The organism is Amycolatopsis thermoflava N1165, assembly GCF_000473265.1.
GTDB classification, from domain to species: Bacteria; Actinomycetota; Actinomycetes; order Mycobacteriales; family Pseudonocardiaceae; genus Amycolatopsis_E; species Amycolatopsis_E thermoflava.
The window spans coordinates 3,407,439-3,429,758 of the sequence record NZ_KI421511.1 but is presented as its reverse complement, the minus strand read 5'-3'; the positions used below and the strand labels follow the sequence as shown (position 1 = coordinate 3,429,758).

Genomic DNA, 22,320 nt, shown 5'->3' with positions numbered 1-22,320 from the left:
TCACCGGAACGGCCTCGCGCCACACACGGGAAGGCGATCCGGTGACGGTCTGATCGGCGCGCGTGGACCGCCGGGAGCTTCCGCTTCCGCGCCGTCCACCCAACCGATCGAAAGGACTTCGTTGACCGTCACCTTCAACCACACCATCATCGCCGCCAAGGACCGCCACGAGTCGGCCCGCTTCTTCCGCGAACTGCTGGAAGTCGCCGAAGCCCCGTCGTGGGGGCCGTTCGTCAACGTCATGCTCGACGGGGGCGTGCTGCTGCAGTTCGCCGAACCGCCGGTCGAGATCCAGATGCAGCACTACGCCTTCCTCGTCGACGACGAGCTGTTCGACCGCGCCTACGCGCGGCTCGTGGAGCGGGGGATCGAGCACTGGGCGGATCCGCAGACGACCAGGCCCGGGGAGATCAACCACGAGCACGGCGGGCGCGGGGTCTACTTCAAGGACCCCGCCGGGCACGCGATCGAGCTGATCACGCGGCCCTACCTGTAGTGGATGTGCTGTGGCGGCTTGCTTGGCGGTGCGAGTGGCGGTCCCTCCCGCCAGCCCACCACCACCCGCAACGGACGCGCTGCGCGCGGCTGAGCCGACTCGGGCGGCCCCTCGCTGTGGGATCGCCTCCTCATGAACGCCAGTTCACCACGTCGGCGCTGTCCTCGAGAGGAACCACCTCAGAACCCGCGGCGGTGCGGGCCGCTCGGGTGGTGAGGCGGCTCCGCCGCTGAAAGACAACGCCTAGGAAACCGTCTTGATGGGGCGGGCGTGCCAGGCGTCCCAGTCGGAGCCGATCGCGCCCGCCGTCTTCAGCAGCAGCGGCAGGTGGTGGCCGATCAGCGTGTCCATCGTCGTCTCGGCGGCGTGGGCGTTCACGTTGACCGCGGCCACCACCCGGCCGTCCCCGTCCCGGATGGGGGCCGCCACCGAGCGGATGCCCAGCGCCAGCTGCTGATCGGTGGCCGCCCAGCCTTTCGTGCGCACGTCCCGCAGCAGTGCGTCGATCTCGTCGCGCCCCGGCTGCCACCGGGGTTCGACGCCGGAGCGGCTCGGCTCGGCCAGTACCCGGTCCAGCTCCTCCGGCGTCAGCGCGGCGAGCAGGACCTTGCCCAGCGAGGTCTGCACGGCCGGGAACCGCGTGCCGATCGTGACGGCCAGCGCGACCAGCTTCGGCACCGCCACGCGGGCCACGTACACGATGTCGGACCCGTCGAGCTGCGCGATCGAACACGACTCGTTCGTCCGCGCGACCAGGTCCTCCAGGTGCGGCCGGGCCAGGTCCCACAGGTTCGCCGAACCGATGTAGGCCATGCCGAGGTCGAGCACGCGCGGGGTGAGCGAGAAGCCGCGCTCGCCGCCGCGCACGTAACCGAGCTGTTCGAGGGTGATGAGGATGCGCCGCGCGGTGGGGCGGGCCAGCCCGGTCGCCGTGGCGACCTCGGACAACGTCATCACCGGATGGCCGGGCCGGAAGGCGCACAGGACGTCCAGGCCGCGGGCCAGGGCCTCGATGAAGTCCGGATTGCCGTCTCGACGCATACCAGCAGGTTAGCCGCCACGGCCGGGCGTCGCGGACAATGGCGTCCATGAGCGTCTATGCGAACCGGATCCGGCCACGGCTCATCGACGTCACCTGCGGGGCCACGCAGGCGCACCCGCACCGGGAACGCGCCTGCGCCGGGCTGCGCGGCCGGGTGCTGGAGATCGGCTTCGGCTCCGGCCTGAACGTTTCCTTCTACCCGGCGGCGGTCGCGGAGGTCGTCGCCATCGAGCCGTCGGACGCGGCCTGGCGGCTGGCGGGCGGACGGCTCGCCGCGTCCGCCGTGCCGGTCGAGCGGGCCGGCACGGACGGGCAGTCGCTGCCCGTGCCCGAGGCCAGCTGCGACACGGCGCTGACGACCTGGACGTTGTGCGCCATCCCGGACCCGGCCGCCGCGGTGCGGGAGATCCGGCGGGTCCTCAAACCCGGCGGCACACTGCACTTCGCCGAACACGGCCTCGCGCCGGACGCGGGCGTCCGGCGGTGGCAGCGCCGGCTGAACCCGCTGCAGCGCGCGGTGTTCGGCTGCCGCCTCACCAACCCCGTCGCGGACCTGCTGACCGGGGCCGGGTTCGACATCCGGGAACTCGACGAGTTCTACGAGGCCGGCTCGCCGCGGCCGTTCGGCGCGCAGTCGGTCGGCGTCGCCGTCGCGCCCTAGATGTGCTGTTCGGGGGCGTTGGTGATGGGCTGTGACGCTGATCAACGCCGTCACGGCCTGCCGCCGCTGGCCGCGTGTGATCGGGGCACCGGCGAGCCGATCCGCCGCTGTCAACGCGACCGCCCGGGCGAGCTGGTCCACCGCACCCCGCTCGAGGAATGGGCCTACCACCAGCCCTGCGCCTCAGAAACCCACCGCCAAAGAGCCCTCCCCGACCGGCTGCACCGGTACAACTACCACCGACCCCACACCGGCATCGACGGCCACACCCCAGCCGGCCGCGAAACCAACCTCACCAAACAACACACCTACACAGCCAGGCGCGCGACCAGCTCGGTGAGCGCACGGCCCAGCGGCAGGTCCACCCGCACGTCCGCGTACTTGTCGCCGCGCGTGGGGCCCTGGTTGATGATCGCCACCGGCTTGCCCGCCTCGGCGGCGCGGCGGACGAACCGCAGCCCGGACATGACCGTCAGGGACGAGCCGAGCACCAGCAGCGCGGACGCCTCGTCCACCAGCCGGAAGCACCGGTCCACACGGGACGGTTCGACGTTCTCGCCGAAGAACACCACGTCCGGCTTCAGCACGCCCGCGCACGCGGTGCACGGCACGACGCGGAAGCCACGCACGTCGTCGTCGGCCAGTTCCACGTCGCCGTCCGGGTTGACGCGCGTCGCGGTCGCCGTGAAGCCCGGGTTCGCCTCGCGCAGGCGGCGGTCCAGCTCCTCGCGGGGTGACAACGCACGGCAGGACAGGCACACGACCCGGTCCAGGCTGCCGTGCAACTCGACGACGTCCGGCGTGCCGGCCGCCTGGTGCAACCCGTCGACGTTCTGCGTGATCACGCCGCCGACCACGCCCGCGGCCCGCAGCGCCGCCACCGCGCGGTGGCCGTCGTTGGGGTGCGCCCGCGCGATGGTGCGCCAGCCGAGGTGGCTGCGCGCCCAGTATCGGCGCCGCGCGTGCTCGGCCGCCACGAACTCCTGGTACGTCATCGGCGTGTGGCGCCGCAGGCTGCCGGTGGCGCCGCGGTAGTCCGGGATCCCGGACTCGGTCGACAGCCCGGCGCCGCTCAGCACGACCACGCCGCCGGTGCCGGCGATGCGGACCACGTCGTCCAGGCTGGTCGTGCGGGGCAGCGGCTCACCGGCCGGCGTCCAGCTCAGGGTCGGTCGCGTCCGCACCACACGAGTGTACGTGCGGAAATCCGGTTGGCCGCCCGGACTGGGCGCTGCGATCATCCGGCCGTGTCCCTCCTGCGCTGGCAGTTCGACCTGACCTGGTCGCTGGCCGACCTCCACCTGAGCGCCCTCACCCCGGCGGACTTCCGCTGGGAGCCGGGGCCGCTGACCTGGCACGTCCGGCGGGCCGGGGACGGCTGGACGATCGACTGGGCGGACACCGAACCGGACCCGGTGCCGGTGCCCACCATCGCCTGGATCACCTGGCACGTCGGCTGGTGGTGGAGCGTCGCGCTGGACCACGCGCACGGCCGCGCGCCCCGCGAGCGCGAGTCGGTCGGCTGGCCCGGCGACGAGAACGCCGTGGCCTGGCTGCGCGAGCTGGCCACCGACTGGGGCGGCGTCCTCGACCGACTGTCCGATCCGGACGCTCCCGCCGCCTTCCCGTGGCCCGCCGAGGCCGGGCTCACCGTGGCGCATCAGGCCGCGTGGGTGAACGCGGAACTGATGAAGAACGCGGCCGAGATCGGGCAGCTGCGCCTGCTCCGGGCGGCTCAGGCCACGTCGGGCTGACGGCCCTGCCGCACGATGTCCAGATACTCGCTGATGGCGTCCCGGTTGCGGGTGAGGCAGTCGATGCGCCGGGTCATCCGGTCCCGCTCCTGTTCCAGCGTCGCCAGCATCTCCGGCGTGGCGTCGGGGAAGTAGATCGTGCGCGGCTTGTCCAGGCACGGCAGGATCTGCTTGATGATGCGGGTGGGCAGTCCGGCGTCGAGCAGGCCGCGGATCTGCAGCACCCGGTCGACGTTGTACTCGTCGTAGTCGCGGTAGCCGTTCGGCAGGCGCCGGGACACGATGAGCCCCTGCTCCTCGTAGTAACGCAGCAGGCGGCGGGGCGTTTCGGTGCGTTCCGACAGCTCCCCGATGCGCATGTGGTTCCCCTCACAGCGATTTGACCTTCACATCTGTGTGATGGTTCCAGCATAACGCCGTGATCGATGTGCTGACCCCTTCCCGACTCCGGCTGCGGTCCCTGCTCGCGTTGACGACCGCGGCGTTCATCACCGTCCTCACCGAAGCCCTGCCCGCTGGCGTGCTGCCCGCGATGAGCGCCGACCTGCGCGTCGGCGAGTCCGCGATGGGGCAGGCCGTCACGATCTACGCGATCGGCACCGCGCTCGCGGCGATCCCGCTGTCCGCGGCGACCGCGGGCTGGCGCCGCAAGCGCCTGCTGCTCGCCGGGGTGGCCGGGTTCGCCGTCGCCAACACCGTCACCGCGGTGTCCGGCGCCTACGTGCTGACCATGGCGGGCCGGTTCGCCGCCGGGGTGGCCGCCGGCGTGGTGTGGGCGCTGCTCGCCGGGTACGCGCGGCGGCTGGCGCCGGAACACCTGCAGGGCAAGGCGATCGCGGTCGTGATGGCCGGCATCCCGCTCGCGTTGTCGCTCGGCGTCCCGGCCGGCACCTTCCTCGGCGAGGTCGTCGGATGGCGCGTTACGTTCGGCGTGATGTCGGTGATCGCCGTCGTGCTGATCGCCTGGATCGTCGCGACCGTGCCGGACCAGCCGGGGCAGCGTGACGGCGGCCGGATCCCGGTGCGGCGCGCGGTCGCCGTCCCGGGCGTCGCGCCGGTCCTGGTCGTCACGCTCGTGTTCGTGCTGGCCCACAACATCCTTTACACCTACCTGGCCACATTCCTGCACGGCGTCCGGATCGACGTGGTGCTGCTGGTGTTCGGCGTCGCGTCCGTGCTGAGCATCGCGATCGTCGGCGCGCGCATCGACCGGCAGCTGCGGGCGCTGACCGTCGCCGCGACCCTGCTGGTCGCCGTCGCCGCGGTGATCCTGGCCGTGCTGTCCGGCAACGCGGTGCTCGTCTACGCCGGGGCCGCGCTGTGGGGCCTTGGCTGGGGCGGGGTGCCGACGCTGCTGCAGACGGCCGCCGGGAACGCGGGCGGCGAGGCGGCGGACACCGCGCAGGCCGCGCTGGTGACGTTGTGGAACGCGGCCATGGCAGGCGGCGGCGTGGTCGGCGGGATCCTGCTCGACGCGTTCGGGCCCGGCGTGTTCCCGTGGACCGTGCTGGTGCTGCTCGTGCCGGTGCTGGCCGTGGTGCTCGGCGCCCGGCGGAACGGCTTCCCGGCTAGTTCGTGACCGTCACGTCCTCGGGCACGAGGACGAGCTCGCAGCGGACCGGGCCGTCGCCGACCCGCACCGGAACGGCGGCGGTCCGGTAGCCGCGCCTGGCCACGGCGAGCGCGTAGCGGCCGGGCAGCAGGCCGGGCAGCTGGAACGAGCCGTCCGCGCGGGAGGTGACGCTGCCCGCGACCTCGCCGCGCTCGTCGGTGGCGATCAGCAGCGCGCCGGCCACCCCGACGGTGCCGGTGATGGCGCCGGTGGCCGACAGCGTGAAGTCCACTTCGCCCGGACCGCTCACCGGCGCCGCCTCCGGCTGGAAGCCGGCGGCGGAGCAGACGAGGACGTGCTCGCCATCCGGGATGTTCAGCGAGTACCGGCCGCTCACGTCGGTCGACGTGGTGCCGGTCTGCTGCCCGTCCTTGCTGATCAGGGTCACCGCCGCGCCTTCGAGGACGCCGCGCGGCGACCGCACGACGCCCAGCAGCAGGGTCTCCGCCGGGCGCGCGCGGCCGGGGATGAAGAACGCGATCAGCAGCGCGGCCACGCACGCGGCGCAGCCGATCAGGAACGTCGTGCGGAACCCGTCGAGGCTGGGCACCGGCGTGCCACCGAAGTCGATCGTCATGCCGGCGAGCACCATGCCGACCACGGCGCTCGACGACGACGTGCCGATCGAGCGCATCAGCGTGTTGAGGCCGTTGGCCGCCGCGGTCTCGGTGGCCGGGACCGCGCTCATGATCAGGCTGGGCATGGCGGCGTAGGCGAGGCCGACGCCCGCGCCCGCCATCGCCGAGAAGATCGCCATCTGCCAGCCCGCGCCCATCAGCGTCAGGCCGAGCCCGTAACCGGCGCCGAGCACGGTGATGCCGCACAGCAGCGAGACCTTCGGGCCGCGCGCGGCGATCAGGTGGGCCGCGAGCGGGGACATCGCCATCATCAGCAGGCCCGACGGCGCGACGCACAACCCGGCGACGACCATCGACAGCCCGAGCCCGTAGCCGGTCGCGGACGGCAGCTGCAGCAGCTGCGGCGGCACCAGCTGCGTCGCGTACAGCGCGAAGCCGACCATGATCGAGGTCAGGTTGGTGAGCAGGACCGGCCGCCGCGCGGTGGTGCGCAGGTCGACCAGCGGTTCGGCGGTGCGCAGCTGCAGGAATCCCCACGCCACGAACAGCACCACCGCCGCGCCGCTGAAGCCGAGGGTGCGGGTGCTGCCCCAGCCCCAGTCGCCGCCCTTCGAGATCGCCAGCAGCAGGCACACCAGCGCCGCGGACAGCCCGATCGCGCCGGGCAGGTCGAAGCGGCCGGGGGAGCGGACCGCGGACTCCGGCACCACGAGCACGATCAGCACCAGGCTGACGAGCCCGAGCGCGGCCGCACCGAGGAACAGGATGTGCCAGTTGAAGTGCTCGGCCACCAGCGCGGCGACCGGGAGCGCGAACGCGCCGCCGATGCCCAGCGACGAGCTCATCAGGCCAACCGCGCCGCCGAGGCGTTCCGGCGGCAGTTCGTCGCGCATGATGCTGATGCCGAGCGGGATCGCGCCGATGGCGAAGCCCTGCAGCCCGCGGCCGATCATCATGGGCAGCAGCGCGGTCGTCAGGCCGCACACCAGGGAGCCCGCGACCTGCAACGTCAGCGCGACGAGCATCATGCGGCGCTTGCCGTACATGTCGCCGAGGCGGCCCAGCACCGGGGTGGCGACCGCGCCGGTGAGCAGGGTGATCGTGATGACCCAGGCGGTGTCGGAGCTGTCGCTGTGCAGCAGCGACGGCAGGTCGGCCAGCAGCGGCACCATGAGGGTCTGCATGACGGCGACGACGACACCGGCCAGCGCGAGAACCGCCGTGAGGCGGCCGGGAGACGAGGACATGCGACTCCGGAGTTCGTGCACGGATGGTTGCCTTGTGAAAGTACCTTCCGGAACGTCCGGTGCCGAGTGAGTTGTCCCGAAGCTCACTGCGTCCGGACGCGGTGTAACGCAGTGGCGAGCGGTCCGAACCGAGTGCCGCCATCGCAGAGACCTTCGACCCGCCGAAACAAGCGTCCATCGCCAACGAGTACTTCCAGCGCGTCGAGCCGGACGCGGCGTCGCGGGTGGTCGCGAACCTGCTGCGCCGGGCGCTGGCGGGGCGGCGACTACACCGCGGCGATCGCGCAGTTCTGCAAGGAACGGGGACGGCGCCTACCGGTTGTCCCAGTACGGCATCCGGCTCGACCACGACGACGAGCGGATGAACACGCTGATCCGGCTGCTGACCGGCACGGGCCGGGAACGGCTGCAAGCCGGTTAGGTTGGAAACCCCGGCGGCGGGCTCGTCCGCTCGAAGCCCGCCGCCGGGGTGGCTCAGCTCTTCGGCACCCCGAGGGCGCGCTCGAAGCCAGGCGGGATCACCACGTCGTCGCGGGTGAGGTCGTGGATCGACGTCTTGCCGAGGCCCAGGACGGCCGAGTCGATGCCGCCGCGGAGGATGTCCAGCACGTTCTCCACCCCGGCCTGCCCGTTGGCCGCCAGGCCCCACAGGTACGCGCGGCCGATGAGCACGGCCTTCGCGCCGAGGGCGATCGCCTTGACGACGTCGCTGCCGCGCCGGATGCCGCCGTCCAGCAGCACCTCGACGTCGCCGCCGACGGCGTCCGCGATCGCGGGCAGCGCGCGGATCGGGGCCGGTGTGCCGTCCAGGTTGTTGCCGCCGTGGTTGGACACCGAGATCGCGGTGACGCCGGCGTCCACGGCCCGCTTGGCGTCGTCCACCCGCATGACGCCCTTGAGCATGAACGGCCCGCCCCACTGCTCCCGCAGCCACGCGACGTCCTCCCACGTCGGCAGCGGCGTCTGCATCCACTCGCCGTAGGCGCCGAAGAAGGTCGGGGCCGTGCCGCCGGGCGGGGTCAGGTTCGGGGTGGTCAGGTCGGGCAGCTTGCGTGTCTTCGCGAAGTCCCACAGCCACTTCGGCCGCGTGATGCCCTCCGGCGCGAACCGCATCATCGCCTTCAGGTCCAGCTTCTCCGGGATGACCGGGCTGCCCCAGTCGCGTCCGGTGGAGAACGACCAGTCCAGCGTCATGATCAGCCCGACCGCGCCGGCGGCCCTGGCGCGCTCCATGCGCTGCACGAGCACGTCCCGGCTGCCGACCCAGTACATCTGGAAGAAGGTCTGCGGGTTGGCCGCCGCGACCTCCTCGATGGACTTGCTGGCGAACGAGCTCAGGCCCATCGCGGTGCCGCGCGCGGCCGCGGCGCGCGCCACGGCCACCTCGCCGTCGGGGTGCACGGCCTGGACACCGGTGGGGGAGATGACGACCGGCAGCGAGATCGGCTGGCCCATCACCGTCGTGCCCAGCTCACGCTTGTCGGACAGCCCGGCGACGTGTGGGGCGAAGCCGAGTTCGGCGAACGCGGCGATGTTGTCGTCGACCGTGATCCCGCGTTCGGATCCCGCCACCAATGCGCCGTAGACCGACTTCGGCAGCCGCTTCCTGGCCCGCCGCTGAGCTTCGGCCACCGTCTCGAACCAACCGTTGGACATCTCGCCACTCCGCCTCGCCGATGAGGGACACCATTTTGGCACTTGATGCCATATTAGGCCACACGGGTTCGCCGGACGCAAGACCGGGCTTTGCGCGGTCAGCTCGTCGCGGTTAGATACGAACGGTGTCCACCTTCCAGCCGAACGAGCCCGTCGCGCACGTGGACGTGCACGTGGAGCACCTGCCCGGCGCGACGCTCGTGCGTGTCGCGGGCGAACTCGACCACCTGACGGCGCCCGCGTTCGAGGCCGTCGCCCTGCCCGCCGCGCGTGCCTGCCCGCAGCGGCTGGTGATCGACCTGACCGAGGTGAGTTTCCTGGCGTCGGCCGGGATCGCGGTCGTGCTGGCCGCGGGCGCCGAGGCGCCGGGGAAGGTGCACGTGGTGGTCGGATCCGGCTTCACGCGGCGGCCGCTGGAGATCACCGGGGCCGGCGAGGTCGTGCGCCTGTGGACCACGCGCGAGGAGGCCCTGGCCGAGGGGTGACCTCGCGCGCCGCCACGTGCGGATGGACTTCCTGCACGGGGCGTTCGGCAGTTTCCAGACCGACCCGGGCGAGATCGAGGCGCTGACCACGCTCGCCATCGGCAGGCACTGCGAGCACCTGCTGCGGAGCTAAGCCCCTACTCCGGTCGCAGGCGGATGACGCCACGCTCGAGGTCGAGGGCCGGGGGAGCGCCCTGGGCGTCCTCTTCGCGCATCATCGACATCGAGTCGCGGTGTTCCAGTTCGAGGCGCTTGGTGCCGTAGAACATCGCCGTCACCTCATCGGCGTACGTGGCGGCCAGCGGGGTGCCCGTCCGCTTGCCCCGCTTCTTTCGGATCAGTTCGACGGTCCCCACGGCGACCAGCAGCAACGTCCCGCCGGGAATCCCCCACGCGATCACGGTCTCGACCGGGTCCACGAGGCCTACAACGAGCGACCACGCGGCGCGGTTCCGTCCCGCGGACACCGTGAGGGCGGTCGATGATCCTCTCGTCGGAGCTGAGGAACAGCCGTTGTTCAGTCGGCGGGAACACCCTCCAGGTGCTTCGGGCGCTCGTGGACCCCCACGCTCATCAACGCGATGTCGACGTAGCGCCGGGCGACCTCCTCAGGAGTCATCGGGCCCGTGGGGTGGTACCAGCGTGCGATGGACTGGCACATGCCGAGCAGGGCGCGGGCCGTCTCCGCGGGCTGCGTCACCGTGAAGAAGCCCTGCACCGTGCCGTCGGTGACGACGCGGACCAGCAGGTCTTCCACTTCCTTGCGGATGGCCGCGTAGCGCCTGCGGTTCGGGGACGACAGGTAGCGCAGTTCGACGTCCAAGGTGGCCAGCTTGACGCGGTGCGTCATGTACAGCACGACCGCCTCGATCATGTTCACGAACTGCAGGTCGGGGCGGTCGCCGGCGTCGTCCACCGCCGCCTGCGCCCGCCACGCCACCTCGAGCGTGCCCTTCTCCAGCAGCGCGACGAACACGCCCTCCTTGTTCTCGTGGTGGTAGTACAGCGACGGCACCGTCTGGCCGACCCTGCGGGCGATGTCCCGCACCGACGTGCCGTAGAACCCGCGCTCGTAGAACGCCTGGAGCGCCGCGGCCAGCAGGGGGGTCAGGTCGAGTGGCTCGAAATTGCGCCAGTCGCCCCGCCCGCCCCGCGCGGGGCGGGTCTTCCTCGCTGCTGCTTTCACGCCTGTCCACCCGACTTTCGTCCGTTGCCGGTGTCTGCCAAGGTTACGCCCCGCCTCAGTAGATCGCGGCGTACATGATCTTCTCCTGCGTCGCCTCCGCGCGGCTGAACTCCGCGACCGCGCGGCCGAACCTGGTGACCAGGATGCGGTCGGACACGGCGAGGATCTCCGGCAGGTACGAGGAGATGACGATAACGGCCTTGCCCTCGTCGGCGAGCGTGCGGATCAGGTGGCGGATCTCGTCGATCGCGCCGACGTCGACGCCGCGCGTCGGCTCGTCGAAGATGACCACCTCGGGCTCGGCGACCAGCGACTTGCCGACCACGACCTTCTGCTGGTTCCCGCCGGACAGCTCGACGATCTTCGCGTCCGCGTTGATCGCCTTGATGCGCAGCTTCGCCGACCACTCGCCGGCGATGCGCTTGCGCTGCGAGCCAGACAGCAGCCACTGCCTGCGGCCCCGGCGGGAGGCGAGGTAACCGAGGTAGATGTTGTCGGCGACGGTCATCGTCTCGAAGAAGCCGTCGAGCTTGCGGTCCTCGGTGATGTAGACGATGCCGTCGTCGATCGCCTGCTTCGGCACCCGGTAGCGCACCGGTTTGCCGTTGAGGAGCACCCGCCCGCCGTGGATCCGGTTGCGTTTCAGCGCGCCGGTGACGATCTTCGCCGTCTCCGTCCGGCCGCTGCCGATCAGCCCGGCGATGCCGAGCACCTCCCCGGCGTAGGCCGAGAACGACATGTTCTTCACGACGTTGCCCAGGATCAGGTTCTCGACTTCCAGCACCCGCCGGCGCCGGACGTGGCCATCAGGCGCGGCGGGCCGGTTCCGCACCGCCCCGTCGAGCGGCCTGCCCACCATGTACTTGACGATCTCGTCCGGCGACGTCTGCTTCGCGTCCAGGCAGGCCACCCGCTTGCCGTCGCGCAGGACGGTGACGCGGTTGGCGATCGCGAGCGATTCCTCCAGCGCGTGGGACACGTAGATGATGCCGAGGCCTGCGTTGCGGAGGTCCTCGATCACGTTGAACAGGTGCAGGGTCTCCTCGGGGGTGAGGCTCGCGGTCGGCTCGTCGAAGATGACGATCCGGGCGCCGGTCCGCAGCGCCCGCGCGATCTCCACCATCTGCTTCTTCGCCGCGCCGAGGTTGGACACGTACGCCGTCGGATCGACGTGGAAGTTCATCGACTGCAGCAGTTGCTGGGCCCCGATGTTGAGCGAGCGGAACCGGGTCAGCAGCTTCTCGTGGCCGAGTTCGATGTTCTGCGCCGCGGTCATCGTCGGCACCAGGCTCGTCTCCTGGTAGACCATCGCGATGCCGTGGTCGAGCGCCTCGTGCGGGCGCCGGAACGAGACCTCCTCGCCGCTGATTCGCACCACCCCGCTCGAGTGCTGCACCGCGCCGGCGAGGATCTTGCACAGCGTCGACTTGCCCGCGCCGTTCTCGCCGACCAGCGCGTGCACCTCGCCGGCGCGCAGGTCGAAGTCGACCTCGTGGATGGCGTGCACCCCGCGGTAGGTCTTGGTCACCTTCGCCATGTCGACGAGCAGCGTGCCGTCGCCGGCCGGATCGATGTCGAGCTGCTCCACCAGTGACTGGCTCATCGCGCGTCACCCGCCCTCGTGATCAGGACCTCGTCGGCGCCGCGGACCGCGACGAACAACCGGTTGCCGTACTGCTTCACCGACGTCACCCCGTGCCGCCGTCCGCCGCCGCGGCTGTGCATGCCGCGGATCGGGTAGCCGTCCGGGTCCAGGCGGGTCACCAGCCCGTAGGACCGGGGTGGCGCCCACGGTTTGATCACGCCGAGCTTGCGGATCTGGCCGCCCTGCAACGGTTCCAGGCCGGAGTCCAGGCCACGCAACGCGGGACGGATCCACAGGTCCCGTTCGATCGTGCGCATCATCTCCTTGACGTAGTCGCGCTGGGTGAGCACGAACTCGACCAGCTGGGTGCGCAGCGCGAACACCGCGAGCCAGTACCCGCCCCCCGAGGCCGGGCTGATGCGGCCCGGATAGCCGGGCAGGTTGTCCCGCAGCACCTCCGCCCGGCCCGGATCCGCCAGCGGGTACCGCACGAGCCGGTGCGACCACGCCTCGCTGACGACGAGTGAGTTCTCGTCCGCGGTGAGCGTCACCCCGCTGGGATGGGCGAGGTCGCGGGCCAGCACGGTGGTGCGCCGGGTCCGTGGGTCGTGCCGCAGGAGCCGGCCCAGTGTGTTCTGTTCCATCAGGTCGCGCACCCAGTCCCCGCCGTGGTGGCGCGACGAACCGTCGGTCAGGTAGATCGTCCCGTCGCCGGCCACCACGACGTCGGTCAGGCAGTGGGTGGGGACCCCGTCGGCGTCGGCGTCGACGAGGACCTCGGTGCCGCCGCCCTGGTCGATGCGGACCAGCCCGAGACCCGCGACGCACACCAGCAGCCCGCCCTCGTGGTCGACGGTGATCGCGCCCGCGTCGCCGGGCACGGTGGCGGCGATCTCGTGGTGGGCGAAGTTCAGCCCGTACCGCCGCACCACCTTGTCGGCCGTGGTCACGTAGAGCGACCCGAACGCGTCCCGCACCATGTCGTCGGGTTCCGGCAGCTCGTCGATCGACTCCTCGATGCGGTCCAGCTCGTCGTTCGGGGTGAGCCCACCGTCCAGCGGCGGGATGGCCCTGGCGCCGGACCGGCCGGGGAACAGGAACTCCTTGACCAGTTCCCACGCTTCTGCTCGTGGCACGGTTCCTCCTCAGCTCACCGACGCGTGGCGCGTCTCGCGGGCCTCGCCGGCGGCCGCGGCGGGCGCCTGGCGCAGCTTGATCCGGCCGATGCGGTTGTTCTCCAGCCCGCCGATGTACAGGTAGCCGTCGTGTTCGCGCATCGACGTGATGGTGGAGTGCTTCTTCCCGCCGGGGTCCCAGTAGGTGTCGAGCACCTCGCCCCGCTCCGACACCCGCACCACGCAGCCGTGGTTCATGCTGGGGTAGAGCCATTCGTCGCGGGGGATGCGCTTCATCATGCGGCGGCGGAACTTCGGCATGCGCATCGCCAGGTCGTAGGCGGGGGAGCGCATACCGCAGATCGCGACCCAGTAGGCGCCGCCGGAGGCGCGGTTGATGTTGTCCACGTACCCGGGGAAGTTGTCCATGAACACCTCGAGCCGGCCCTTCTTCGGGCCGCTGTGCCAGTACCGCAGGATGCGGCACAGCCAGGTCTGGGCGATCAGCACCGATTCGCCGTCGTGGGCGCAGCACACGCCGTTGGGGAAGACGAGGTCCGGCACCGCGGTGCGGGTCTTGCCCGTGGCCGGGTCGTAGCACAGCAGACGCCCGTTGGGCCGCCCCTCGATGCCGTCGAGGACCCAGTCGGCCATTTCGAACCGGTTGGTGGCCTCACTGAAATAGATCTTGCCGTCCGGAGCGATGTCGAGGTCGTCGGGGAGGCGCAGCCTCGAGTCGTCGCGCAGCCGGGTCCACGTCCGGTTGGTCTCGTCGGAGAGCTTGCGGTGCTTGCCGTCGGGCGAGACCGAGTACAGGCCCATGCCGCCGACGCACACGATCAGGTTGCCCGCCGCGTCGAAGGCCAGGCCGAGCGGGTGCCCGCCGATGCGCGCGAACACCTCGCGTTCGCGGTAGCCCTCCCCGGAGAACCGCAGGATCCAGCCCTGCCGCGTGCCGCAGTAGATCCGGCCCTGGTCGTCGAGGATGACGTCCTCGGGGCCTTCAACCTCGCCCAGGCCGATCTCCTCGGCGTCGCCGAGCCGGTCGTTGATCTCGTACGGGCTGCCCGAGCCCGGCCGGACGTCGGGAGGGGTGCCGTACTCGACGAGGGTCGGGTTGACGTAGGTCTTCTGGATCGCCTTGCCGCGGTTCTTGCCCCACTTGGTGTCGAGCCCGACCGCGATGATCAGCACGATGGCCAGTGCCGTCTGCAGGACTTCGCCGCCCACGTCCATCAGCAGCAGTCCCTTGCCGAGCAGGCTGATCGTGGCCGCGCCGATGAACGCCCGCCACACCGTGCCCTTGCCGCCGGACAGGCTGATGCCGCCGAGGATCACCGCGGTCAGCACGCTGAGCTCCATCCCTTCGCCGACGCGGGCGCTCGCACTGCCCAGGCGCGCGGCGTAGAAGACACCGGCGAGCGCGCACAGCGCGCCGGAGATGACGTAACCCAGCAGCAGGACGCGTTCCACCCGGATGCCGGCGTGCCGCGCGGCCCGCCGGCTCGCGCCCACGGCGGTGACGTGCCAGCCGAACCGGGACCGGCTGAGCAGGAGGTGACCGGCGACGAGCACCACGAGCAGCGTGACGAAGCTGAACGGGATGCCGGCCACCTTGCCCGTGCTGAACCAGTCCCACACCGGGTCCATCAGGAACACCGTGGCGGTCTGCGCCGAGTAGTGCAGGTCCAGCAGGTTGAGGACACCGCGGAAGATGATCAGCGTGACGAGCGTGGTGAGGAACGGCCGCGCCTTGAGGTAGGCCACGATCGACCCGTTCACCGAGCCGAGGACCGCGCCGGTGACGATCGTCAGCAGGATCGCCGGCACCACGGGCACACCCACGACGGTGATCAGCAGGAGCACCACGATGTTGCACAGCCCGAACATCGAGCCGACGGACAGGTCGATCCCGCCGGAGATCATCACGATCGCCATGCCGAGGCAGACGAGCGAGATCTCGGCGAGCTCGGTCGCCGAGGACAGCAGGTTCGCCGTCGTGGCGAAACCCGGTGCGGCGAAGGAGAAGAAGACGATCACGCCGACCAGGATCGCCAGCGGGATCGCCGGTTCCATCCACCGCTTCTCGAAGAGCTCGGCGAACAGCTGCTGCGGGGAGAACCGGTACCGCAGGTGCCGCAACCGGGTGCCCAGGTTCTCGTTCTCCAGAACGTTGCGCTCCGGTGGCCTGCGCCGGGCGGGCACGGGCCGGACTTCCGTACTTGCCGTCATGGCGGTCCCTCTCGGTGGCGGCGGGGTCAGGAAACGGTGAGCCCGTCGCTCTTGCCGTCGTAACACATGTTCGGCTGGTTCCAGTTGGACTTGTCGATCTTCACCAGCGGGGTGTAGTCGGCGATGCGGGCGGTGCCGGGTGCCTGACCGGACTGCAGGAGGTACTTGGCGATGGCGACGATGTCCGTGCCCTGCGTGGGCACCGAGTACCCGTAGGACTGGTGGAACATCCCGTCGCGGATGCCCTCGCAGGTGATGGAGCTGTGGTCGGAGGTGAACACCTTGACCTGACCGAGCTTCCCGGCCTCCTTGATGGCCGCCGCCGACCCGTACTGCATCTGGTCCCAGAAACCCCAGCTGGCGCACAGGTTCGGGTGCTGCTGGATCACCGTCGCGGTGATGTCGTGCGCCTTGGTGCGGTCCCAGTTGGCCGCCTGGGTGGAGACGATCTTGATCTCCGGGTGCTGGTCGAAGACCTCCTTGGCGCCGGCCATGACGTCGAGCGTGAACCCGGACGTCGCGTCGCCCTGCACGATCTGCACCTCGTGTGAGGTGGGGGTGTGCGCGCCGCACTCGCCGACGATGTCGGTGGCGATGCGGCGGCCGAGGTCGATGGTGTCGGCGCCGACGAAGGCGTCCGACTTGTAGTTGCTCACCATGTTGATCTGGATGACGTAGATCCCGGCCTGCTCGGCCTGCTGGATGAGCTTGGCGAGGATCTGCACGTCGAAGTTGTGCACCACCAGGACGGCGGGCTTCTCGTTGATCAGCGACTGCACGGCTTCGGCCTGCTTCGCGGTGTCCCAGTTGGGATCGCGCAGGACGTAGTTCAGCCCGGCCGCCTTGAAGCCGCTCTCCATCTGCCGGTTCCACTCCTCCATCAGCGGGGTGCCCAGTCCCACCGGGACGAACGCGACGGTCTTGCCCTCGATGCTCTGCAGGGCGTGGTCGCGCAGCTCGCCCGCGGACGCGGTCGGCGGGATCTGACCTGCCGCGGCCGACGTCGAGTTCGCCCTGGTGCCGGTGGAACAGCCGGTCGCGATCAGCATCGCGGCGGCGCCGAATGCGAGTGCGCGGACCGCGCGAGTGCGAAGTGGACGCATGGGAGGACCTCCTTGTCCTTCGGTGGATGTCTGGGGGCGGTCAGTCGCCCTGGCGAACGGTCTCTTCGTCGCGCGGGTGCAGCCGGTTGTCCAGCACCAGCGCCGCCAGCAGGATGAGACCCTTGACGATGTCCTGTTCGTGGGTGTTCATGTTCATGATCGTCATGCCGTTGAGCATGATCCCGATCAACGCCGTGCCTGCCACCACGCTCGCGACGCTGCCGCGGCCGCCGACGAGGCTGATCCCGCCGACCACCACGACGAGCAGGACGTCGTAGATCAGCGAGCCGTCGATGACCTGGGTGTTGAGCCCGCCGACGGCGCCCGCGGTGACCAGGCCGCCGACGAACCCGATCGCGGCGCTGGCGGTGTATTCGAACACGGTCAGCGGGCGCACCGCGATGCCGGTGAGCGCGGCCGCGCCGGCGTTGTCCCCGTGGGCGTAGATGAAGCGTCCCCCGCGGGTCCGGGAGAGCATCAGCTGGGCGAGCACGGCGACGACCGCGAACACGATGATGGGGACCGGGATCCCGAAGACCGTGCCCTGGCCCAGTGCCAGGACGAACTCGCGGTCACCGGGCAGTTCCGCGATCAGTCCGTCGAGGACGGTGGTGCGGGCGAGGCCGTACACCAGCAGGCCGGAGGCCAGCGTCGCGAACAGGGCCGGGATCTCGACGAAGGCGATCAGGAACCCGTTGAGCAGCCCCATGATGACGACGATGCCGAGCCCGACGAGCAGGGCGACCGGTGTGCTGACCGGGGTGCGCATCAGCTGGATCGCGACCGCGGTGGCCACGCCCATCGACGCGATGAGGGAGAGGTCCATCCCCCTGGCGATCACCACGACCGCCATCGCCACCCCGAAGATCCCCAGCGAGGAGACGCTGCGGACCAGGTTGACCAGGTTGTCGACGTTGAGGAACCCGTCGAGGGTCAGGCTGAAGGCCACGAACAGGGCCACGACCACGAAGAGAACCACCCGCTCCTGGGAAATCCGGTTCGTGAATGACGGTCGCGACCTCGACAGAACTGCGCTCATCGCTACTCCATTGTCCGATGCGCGAGGTGCCTAGCGAGCACTAGATAGGATTGACGGAAAAGATACACGGGTTCGTTTTCCAGACAAGTCCCAGTGGTCGCCGGGAGCGGGTTACCACCCGTTGGGGTGAGGACGGCGGACGCGGCCGGCGGCGTGATCGAGTAACGCTTCGGTCTCGTGGATCGCTGTCGGGCGCACTGTGGACCGCCGTTGCGGCGGCGTAAAGCCTTGCTGTGCTGGGAAGTTTCAGTCCTGAATGGTCAAAGGTTCAATCGTGTCGACGCGGTGAGCCGGGTTGTCCGCAGGGCGAACTTGACAAACGGATCGGTGCGTGCCCTACTTATCGGGCGTTAGATAGCCAGTGGTGTTCACGGACGCGACAGGGAGCGGTGTGACGCATTCACCGTCGCGCTGATTCCCTTTTGTCGAATTCGTCAATTCGTTTTCCTGCCGGTCACCGTTGCTCGGAGAAAACTGCATGCTTCCCTCTTCCTGGGTCCCGCGGTTGCGCCTGCCGTTGATCGCGGCGCCCATGACGGCCGTTTCTGGCCCCGCTCTCGTCGTGGCCACCTGCCGGCACGGCGTCATCGGCTCGTTCCCGACGCACAACGCGCGCGACCCCGCCGAGCTCGACCGGTGGCTGTCCCTGATCCGGGCGGCGCTGCCCGCCGCGGCCGCGCCGGTGGCGCCGAACCTGGTCGTGCACCGGTCCAACACCCGGCTGCGGGAGGACGTGGACTGCCTCGTACGGCACGGCGTCGAGGTGGTGATCACCAGCGTCGGTTCCCCGGAGCCGGTGGTGGGACCGCTGCACGACGCCGGCGCGCTCGTGTTCGCCGACGTCGCGACCCTGCGCCACGTGGACCGGGCGCTGGCCGCCGGAGCGGACGGGCTCGTGCTGCTGACTTCGGGGGCCGGTGGGCAGACGGGGTGGAACAGCCCGTTCGCCTTCGTCCGCGCCGTGCGGGAGCGCTACACCGGGCCCGTCGTCCTCGCCGGTGGTGTCGGCGACGGGGTCGCACTGCTCGCCGCTCGCCTGCTCGGCGCGGACCTGGCCTACATGGGCACCAGGTTCATCGCCACGGAGGAGAGCCTGGCCGGTGACGACTACCGGCAGGCGCTGGTGGACGCCTCCCTCGACGACATCGTGCAGTCGCGCGGCCCGAGCGGGCTGCCCGCCAACTTCCTCGCCGCTTCGCTGGCCGCCGCAGGCGACAGCCCGGATCGCACCGGGTTCGACTTCCGGACCCTGCTCGAGCAGCCGCGAGCCTGGCCCGCCGGCCAGAGCGCGCACGGCGTGCACCGCGTGCAGAGCGTTGCCGACCTGGTCGAGTCGATCCGGGCGGAATACACCTCGGCCCTCCGGGCCGTTCCCGTCGATCCCCTTGCCGAGGCCTGTGCGGCCGGAAAGGAGTCCTGATGTCGTTGTGGGGAACGCTGCCGAGCGTCCTGGACCGTGCCTGCGCGTACTACCCGGACCGGGTCGCCGTCGTGGACGGTGACCGCCGGATCCGGTACCGGGAGCTGCGGGAGTGGTCCGACCGCGTCGGCAACGGCCTGCACGAGCTCGGGGTGCGGAAGGGCGACCGGGTGGGACTGCTGATGCCGAACTGCCTGGAGTTCATCCCGACGCAGCACGGGATCTGGAAGGCGGGCGCGGCGACGGTGCAGATGCCCGCCAGGGCCTCGGCCGAGGACCTCGCCTACTTCCTGGAACAGTCGCGAGCGTCGGCATTGGTCTATCACGCCCAGTTCGAGCCCGTGGTCGGGAAGTTCCGCGCGCGGCTGCCGGGGATCCGGCGCTACGTCCGGCTGGGCGCCGGGGAGGACCTGGCGGACACGTGGGACTACGGGATGGTCTTCAGCGCGGCCCCGACCGAGACGCCGGTCCCCGAGCCCGGGCCGGACGACCTCGCCTACGTCGCGTTCACCTCCGGCACGACGGGCACCCCCAAGGGGGTCGTCTACACGCACGAGGCCTGGTCGCACTACATCGTGACCGCCGGTCTGGAGATCGCCGACGCCCGCCCCGGCGAGGTGTTCGCCCACGGCGCGCCGCTCACGCACTTCACCGGGGCGTTCGTGCTGCCGACGTTCATGCGCGGTGGGACGAACGTCATGCTGCCCTCCCTCGACGTGGACCTGCTGCTGGAGACGGTGGCGAAGGAGCGCGTCACGGCGACCGCGGTGGTGCCGACCGCGTTGTACCTGATGCTCGACCACCCGCGCCTGGCGGACACGGACCTCTCGTCGCTGCGCACGGTCGTCTACGCCGGATCTCCGATCGCGCCGGAACGCCTGCGCCAGGCGCTGGCCGCGCTCGGGCCGATCTTCGTGCAGACCTACGCCGGTCACGAGCCGGGGTTCATGACCACGTTGCGCAAGGAGGACCACCGGCTCGGCACGCCGGAGGAGGCTGCCCGGCTGGCGTCGGCCGGGCGCCCGATGTTCCACGTCGAGATGAGCATCCAGGACGAGTCCGACCGGATCCTGCCGGTCGGGGACGTGGGCGAGGTCTGCACCCGGCAGGAGGGGCAGATGGTCGGTTACCTCGATCCGGCGCTCGACAGCGAGGCGATCCGCGACGGCTGGGTGCACTCCGGCGACATCGGCTACCTCGACGACGACGGCTACCTCTACCTGGTCGACCGCAAGAAGGACATGATCGTGACGGGTGGGTTCAACGTCTTCCCGAGGCAGGTGGAGGACGTCCTGGCGCAGCACCCCGCGGTGGCGCAGTGCGCGGTGTTCGGCGTGCCCGACCCGAAGTGGGGTGAGGCGGTCAAGGCGGTCGTGGTGCCGAAACCCGGGTCGGATGTCGGGGCCGAGGAGCTGATCGCTCTGGTCAAGGAGCACAAGGGGAGCGTGTGGGCGCCCAAGTCGGTGGACTTCGTGTCCGCGTTGCCACTGAACGCGTCGGGCAAGGTGGACAAGAAGTCGCTGCGTGCCCCGTACTGGGCCGGGCAGGGGAGGCGCATCGGCTGAGGCGTCAGCACCCGGCGGCGGGCGTGCCCGGCGGGCTGAACTCCAGCCACACCGTGTTCGTGCGGGGGAGCAGGTACGTGGCGTCCTCGGGGCGGCGCCAGCCGTCCGGGACCAGCACGTACTGGCCGCCCGACTGGAGCAGCAGCTTCAGCCCGGGGTAGCGGTACTGGAACGCGCCGTCCGGGGCCGGGCAGTGCACCTCGCCCGGGAGGTTGAGCTTCTGGGCGCTGAAGAGGACCACGGCGGGGCGGGCGGGCAGCGCCTGCTCCGTCTCGAACGCGCGCCGGACGCCGACCTGGCCCGCGTAGTCGGCGACCGCCCAGAACAGGCCGAACGTCACCAGCGCGTAGGCCACCAGCCACTCCGCCACGCCGAGCGCGCTGCCGGCAGGCGCGGTCCACCGGCGCCACGCGAAGATCAGCAGCACCACGGCGAGCGCGAAACCCAGACCGGGCAGCGCGGTGAACCGCCGGTAGGGCACCGGGTTCAGCGCGATCGCGAACGTCACCGCGAGCAGCGCCGCGCCCAGCACCGCGGCCACCGGCGTCGCCCGGCGCAGGAGGGTCTGCCAGGCCCGCCGCGACAGCCGGAAACGCAGGAAGCGGATCACCCCGAGCACCAGGAACACCGCCGCGGAGATCTCGGCGATCGGCAGCAGCAGCCCGTCCACCCCGCGCGCCAGGATTTCCGGCGTGGTCTGGCCGAGCAGCGTGTAGTGCACGCGGAAGTAGCTGAAGAACACTTGCGTGGTAAGGAAACCGAAGTAGTACAGCAGGCCGGTCAGCAGCGTCGCGTTCGCGGCCAGCGTGCCGACCACCCGCAGCGCTCTGGCCGGTCCGGTCTGCGGCGGCGTCCGGGGGCGGGGCGGCGACAGCCGGGTCCTAGCCACCGGACTCGGTGGTGCCGGAAGCGGATTCCTCCGATGTGGACTCTTCCGTGGTCGTCTCGTCCGTGGTCTCGCACGGGGCAGCCGTGATGGTGATCGTCCCGCCCGGGTACACCGGGTCCGGCGAGATGTCCGGCACGCACTCGCCGGAGCCGACGATCCGCACCCGCACACCGCACCGGTCCGGGCCGCAGAACTCCGCGAGCTCACGGAGGATCGCGCCCTGCGCGCTGGTCGGTCCCGCCGCGCGGACCGTGCTGTCGTAGTTGATGGGGCTGCCCGGCACCCCGGGCGGTTCGTTCTTCGACGTGCGCGTGTGCCCGCTCGTGGGCGTCGTGCCGGTGGTCTCACCGGTCGCCGCGGTTGTGGTGGTGGTGTCGGCCGGGCTGTCCGCGGTCTGCTCGCCGGGGATCGGCGACCCGCCCGCGCACCCCGCGAGGGCCGCGGCCAGCAACAACGCTCCGTAATACCTCCGCATGGTTCACCGTCCCGGAGGGAGTTCTTGCTTACAGGACGCGCACGGAACGCCACCTGATACAGCAGTTTGCTAGTCCCTTCGGGTGAATCCGCCGTTTGTGTCCACGATGTAAACATTGGATCCTAAAACGAGAAATCAGGATCCAGCTCCGTATCGTGGACCCGTCATCCTCGATCACGG

At 70.7% G+C, this 22,320-nt stretch carries 21 protein-coding genes and 1 pseudogene; 8 read left to right on the top strand and 14 right to left on the bottom strand.

Translation table 11 applies throughout. The annotated features are described in order from the left end of the window. Window positions 1–121 precede the first annotated feature (121 nt). Entirely contained in the window at window positions 122–496 is a 375-nt protein-coding gene (locus tag AMYTH_RS0117100) for a VOC family protein (RefSeq protein WP_027931359.1), read from the top strand. 243 nt (window positions 497–739) lie between these two features. On the opposite strand, the gene AMYTH_RS0117095 is transcribed toward AMYTH_RS0117100, so the two are convergent. Next, window positions 740–1,537, bottom strand: coding sequence for an IclR family transcriptional regulator domain-containing protein (locus AMYTH_RS0117095; protein ID WP_027931358.1), 798 nt, complete (start codon window positions 1,535–1,537; stop codon window positions 740–742). 47 nt (window positions 1,538–1,584) lie between these two features. Between AMYTH_RS0117095 and AMYTH_RS0117090 the strand changes: the two genes are divergently transcribed. Beyond that, window positions 1,585–2,199, top strand: coding sequence for a class I SAM-dependent methyltransferase (locus tag AMYTH_RS0117090; RefSeq protein WP_027931357.1), 615 nt, complete (start codon window positions 1,585–1,587; stop codon window positions 2,197–2,199). Between the two features lie 48 nt (window positions 2,200–2,247). Then, a pseudogene (locus AMYTH_RS50345) lies at window positions 2,248–2,508 on the top strand (hypothetical protein); the annotation flags it as partial. On the opposite strand, the gene AMYTH_RS0117085 reads toward AMYTH_RS50345, so the two are convergent. Continuing rightward, complete coding sequence (locus AMYTH_RS0117085) at window positions 2,508–3,383, bottom strand: NAD-dependent protein deacetylase (protein ID WP_027931356.1); 876 nt, start codon at window positions 3,381–3,383, stop codon at window positions 2,508–2,510. The pseudogene AMYTH_RS50345 and the gene AMYTH_RS0117085 sit on opposite strands and share 1 nt — an antisense overlap. A 63-nt stretch (window positions 3,384–3,446) precedes the next feature. Between AMYTH_RS0117085 and AMYTH_RS0117080 the strand changes: the two genes are divergently transcribed. Next, window positions 3,447–3,953 (top strand): DinB family protein, encoded by a 507-nt coding sequence (locus tag AMYTH_RS0117080; protein ID WP_027931355.1) that lies wholly within the window; start codon window positions 3,447–3,449, stop codon window positions 3,951–3,953. On the opposite strand, the gene AMYTH_RS0117075 is transcribed toward AMYTH_RS0117080, so the two are convergent. Further along, on the bottom strand, window positions 3,935–4,312 hold the full coding sequence (locus AMYTH_RS0117075) for a MerR family transcriptional regulator (RefSeq protein WP_027931354.1): 378 nt from the start codon (window positions 4,310–4,312) through the stop codon (window positions 3,935–3,937). The two genes, AMYTH_RS0117080 and AMYTH_RS0117075, sit on opposite strands and share 19 nt — an antisense overlap. Window positions 4,313–4,371: 59 nt before the next feature. On the opposite strand from AMYTH_RS0117075, the gene AMYTH_RS0117070 reads away from it, so the two are divergent. Further along, a complete protein-coding gene (locus AMYTH_RS0117070; protein ID WP_027931353.1) occupies window positions 4,372–5,532 on the top strand; it encodes an MFS transporter in 1,161 nt (386 codons plus the stop codon). On the opposite strand, the gene AMYTH_RS0117065 is transcribed toward AMYTH_RS0117070, so the two are convergent. Further along, window positions 5,522–7,390: an MFS transporter gene (locus AMYTH_RS0117065; protein ID WP_037322577.1), complete on the bottom strand. Its 1,869-nt coding sequence runs from the start codon at window positions 7,388–7,390 to the stop codon at window positions 5,522–5,524. The two genes, AMYTH_RS0117070 and AMYTH_RS0117065, sit on opposite strands and share 11 nt — an antisense overlap. A 474-nt stretch (window positions 7,391–7,864) precedes the next feature. After that, window positions 7,865–9,046 (bottom strand): pre-mycofactocin synthase MftD, encoded by a 1,182-nt coding sequence (gene mftD, locus AMYTH_RS0117055; RefSeq protein WP_020418891.1) that lies wholly within the window; start codon window positions 9,044–9,046, stop codon window positions 7,865–7,867. A 125-nt stretch (window positions 9,047–9,171) separates the two neighbouring features. On the opposite strand from mftD, the gene AMYTH_RS0117050 reads away from it, so the two are divergent. Continuing rightward, window positions 9,172–9,531, top strand: coding sequence for an STAS domain-containing protein (locus tag AMYTH_RS0117050; RefSeq protein ID WP_027931351.1), 360 nt, complete (start codon window positions 9,172–9,174; stop codon window positions 9,529–9,531). 137 nt (window positions 9,532–9,668) lie between these two features. Here the strand turns inward: AMYTH_RS0117050 and AMYTH_RS0117040 are convergent, their stop codons facing one another. From AMYTH_RS0117040 to AMYTH_RS0117010, 7 genes are read right to left on the bottom strand one after another with little or no spacing between them, the layout of a single operon-like run. Beyond that, window positions 9,669–9,998, bottom strand: a complete 330-nt coding sequence (locus tag AMYTH_RS0117040; protein WP_410468316.1) for a DUF6191 domain-containing protein — start codon at window positions 9,996–9,998, stop codon at window positions 9,669–9,671. A gap of 50 nt (window positions 9,999–10,048) precedes the next feature. Beyond that, window positions 10,049–10,717 (bottom strand): TetR/AcrR family transcriptional regulator, encoded by a 669-nt coding sequence (locus tag AMYTH_RS0117035; protein ID WP_027931349.1) that lies wholly within the window; start codon window positions 10,715–10,717, stop codon window positions 10,049–10,051. A gap of 55 nt (window positions 10,718–10,772) precedes the next feature. After that, entirely contained in the window at window positions 10,773–12,320 is a 1,548-nt protein-coding gene (locus AMYTH_RS0117030; RefSeq protein ID WP_051362716.1) for a sugar ABC transporter ATP-binding protein, read from the bottom strand. After that, window positions 12,317–13,438 carry an SMP-30/gluconolactonase/LRE family protein gene (locus tag AMYTH_RS0117025; RefSeq protein WP_051362715.1) on the bottom strand — a complete coding sequence of 374 codons (1,122 nt, stop codon included), beginning with the start codon at window positions 13,436–13,438 and terminating at the stop codon, window positions 12,317–12,319. Before AMYTH_RS0117025 ends, AMYTH_RS0117030 begins: the two co-directional genes overlap by 4 nt. Before the next feature lie 9 nt (window positions 13,439–13,447). Continuing rightward, window positions 13,448–15,649 (bottom strand): ABC transporter permease, encoded by a 2,202-nt coding sequence (locus tag AMYTH_RS45115; protein WP_228684832.1) that lies wholly within the window; start codon window positions 15,647–15,649, stop codon window positions 13,448–13,450. 26 nt (window positions 15,650–15,675) lie between these two features. After that, window positions 15,676–16,752, bottom strand: a complete 1,077-nt coding sequence (locus AMYTH_RS45110; protein ID WP_051362714.1) for a sugar ABC transporter substrate-binding protein — start codon at window positions 16,750–16,752, stop codon at window positions 15,676–15,678. Window positions 16,753–16,792: 40 nt separating this feature from the next. Beyond that, complete coding sequence (locus AMYTH_RS0117010) at window positions 16,793–17,791, bottom strand: ABC transporter permease (RefSeq protein WP_167344597.1); 999 nt, start codon at window positions 17,789–17,791, stop codon at window positions 16,793–16,795. A 532-nt stretch (window positions 17,792–18,323) separates the two neighbouring features. On the opposite strand from AMYTH_RS0117010, the gene AMYTH_RS0117005 reads away from it, so the two are divergent. Both AMYTH_RS0117005 and AMYTH_RS0117000 read left to right on the top strand, forming a co-directional pair. After that, the gene (locus tag AMYTH_RS0117005; RefSeq protein ID WP_228684830.1) at window positions 18,324–19,211 is read left to right on the top strand and encodes an NAD(P)H-dependent flavin oxidoreductase; all 888 of its coding nucleotides are present in this window, start codon (window positions 18,324–18,326) and stop codon (window positions 19,209–19,211) included. Continuing rightward, the gene (locus AMYTH_RS0117000; RefSeq protein ID WP_037322576.1) at window positions 19,211–20,776 is read left to right on the top strand and encodes an AMP-binding protein; all 1,566 of its coding nucleotides are present in this window, start codon (window positions 19,211–19,213) and stop codon (window positions 20,774–20,776) included. Before AMYTH_RS0117005 ends, AMYTH_RS0117000 begins: the two co-directional genes overlap by 1 nt. 4 nt (window positions 20,777–20,780) lie before the next feature. Here AMYTH_RS0117000 and AMYTH_RS0116995 read toward each other — a convergent pair whose 3' ends face one another. Together AMYTH_RS0116995 and AMYTH_RS0116990 are read right to left on the bottom strand one after the other, a co-directional pair. Then, entirely contained in the window at window positions 20,781–21,665 is an 885-nt protein-coding gene (locus AMYTH_RS0116995; RefSeq protein ID WP_027931343.1) for a hypothetical protein, read from the bottom strand. Continuing rightward, window positions 21,658–22,140: a hypothetical protein gene (locus AMYTH_RS0116990; protein WP_027931342.1), complete on the bottom strand. Its 483-nt coding sequence runs from the start codon at window positions 22,138–22,140 to the stop codon at window positions 21,658–21,660. Before AMYTH_RS0116990 ends, AMYTH_RS0116995 begins: the two co-directional genes overlap by 8 nt. Between the last annotated feature and the right edge of the window lie 180 nt (window positions 22,141–22,320).

What these genes read in the sequence shown, in the direction of transcription:
- AMYTH_RS0117095 (WP_027931358.1), bottom strand. Translation starts at nt 1,537, where the DNA reads ATGCGTCGAGACGGCAATCCGGACTTCATCGAGGCCCTGGCCCGCGGC.
- AMYTH_RS0117090 (WP_027931357.1), top strand. Translation starts at nt 1,585, where the DNA reads ATGAGCGTCTATGCGAACCGGATCCGGCCACGGCTCATCGACGTCACC.
- AMYTH_RS0117075 (WP_027931354.1), bottom strand. Translation starts at nt 4,312, where the DNA reads ATGCGCATCGGGGAGCTGTCGGAACGCACCGAAACGCCCCGCCGCCTG.
- AMYTH_RS0117065 (WP_037322577.1), bottom strand. Translation starts at nt 7,390, where the DNA reads ATGTCCTCGTCTCCCGGCCGCCTCACGGCGGTTCTCGCGCTGGCCGGT.
- mftD (WP_020418891.1), bottom strand. Translation starts at nt 9,046, where the DNA reads ATGTCCAACGGTTGGTTCGAGACGGTGGCCGAAGCTCAGCGGCGGGCC.
- AMYTH_RS0117030 (WP_051362716.1), bottom strand. Translation starts at nt 12,320, where the DNA reads ATGAGCCAGTCACTGGTGGAGCAGCTCGACATCGATCCGGCCGGCGAC.
- AMYTH_RS45115 (WP_228684832.1), bottom strand. Translation starts at nt 15,649, where the DNA reads ATGACGGCAAGTACGGAAGTCCGGCCCGTGCCCGCCCGGCGCAGGCCA.
- AMYTH_RS45110 (WP_051362714.1), bottom strand. Translation starts at nt 16,752, where the DNA reads ATGCGTCCACTTCGCACTCGCGCGGTCCGCGCACTCGCATTCGGCGCC.
- AMYTH_RS0117010 (WP_167344597.1), bottom strand. Translation starts at nt 17,791, where the DNA reads ATGAGCGCAGTTCTGTCGAGGTCGCGACCGTCATTCACGAACCGGATT.
- AMYTH_RS0117005 (WP_228684830.1), top strand. Translation starts at nt 18,324, where the DNA reads ATGACGGCCGTTTCTGGCCCCGCTCTCGTCGTGGCCACCTGCCGGCAC.
- AMYTH_RS0117000 (WP_037322576.1), top strand. Translation starts at nt 19,211, where the DNA reads ATGTCGTTGTGGGGAACGCTGCCGAGCGTCCTGGACCGTGCCTGCGCG.
- AMYTH_RS0116990 (WP_027931342.1), bottom strand. Translation starts at nt 22,140, where the DNA reads ATGCGGAGGTATTACGGAGCGTTGTTGCTGGCCGCGGCCCTCGCGGGG.